Origin of the sequence: Nocardiopsis sp. NRRL B-16309 (genome assembly GCF_001279585.1) — a bacterium.
GTDB lineage: Bacteria > Actinomycetota > Actinomycetes > Streptosporangiales > Streptosporangiaceae > Nocardiopsis.
In genome coordinates this window covers 1-739 of the sequence record NZ_LGEC01000133.1, presented here as the reverse complement: position 1 = coordinate 739, position 739 = coordinate 1, and the positions used below count along the sequence as shown (strand labels likewise).

1 protein-coding gene is annotated in these 739 nt (G+C 71.2%); it reads right to left on the bottom strand.

Annotated elements, in window-relative coordinates:
• A partial coding sequence (locus tag ADL05_RS32035; protein ID WP_231640930.1) for a hypothetical protein occupies positions 1–294 on the bottom strand: 294 nt, incomplete at its 3' end.
• Positions 295–739: the final 445 nt, after the last annotated feature.

The following is a 739-nucleotide window of genomic DNA, read 5'->3' as shown; positions in this document are numbered from 1 at the left end:
GAAGGGGAGGGTGGGTGGTTGCCAGGTGTGTGGGGTGTGGGTGTTGGTGGGTTGGGGGGTGGGTGTGGGGGTGTCGTAGAGGTCGCCGAGGGGCCAGTCGAGGTCCGCGTCGGTGTTCCGCTCTTCGTCGCCCCGCCGGACGGAGTCACCCTGCCCTGACGTGTCGTCCGGGGTGGGAGTGGCATCCGCGCCGCTGACGAGTTCCTCGGTGAAGCTGGTGACGTAGGGGTTGTCGGTGGCCGGAGCATCGCCGAAGCCAGGCGTCCCATCAGGGTGCGTCGGCGGTTCCGACACGTCCGTGTTCGAGGGCGCGGGCTGTGCGGGCAGGTCTCCGCTCACCTGCGGCGAACGGTCGTCGCCACCGCCGTAGCCGTCCTCGCGGCCGGTGACGCCGGGGCGGCTCTCGTCTTCCGACCTGGTGCCGGATTCTTCCCGGGGCCCGGATCGGCGGTCGCCATCGTTCGTGCTGCCCGAATCCTCGGGACCGCTCGTGTCGTCACCGCCGACATCGTCCGAGTGCGTGTCGGAATCGCGGTCAGGGCGGTCGCTCCCACTCCGGCCGTTCCCTGCTCCGCTCGCGTCGTCCGAGCCGTCGGCGGGATCGCGGTCGGAGCCGTCGTTTCCGTTCCGGCCGTGCCCAGTCCCTGATCCGCTCCCGTTGGTGCCGCCGGTTTCGGTCGGCGCGGTGTCCTGGGCCGTCTCAGGGGTGTGGTTGGTGGTGGGTGGGGGTGTGGTGGGT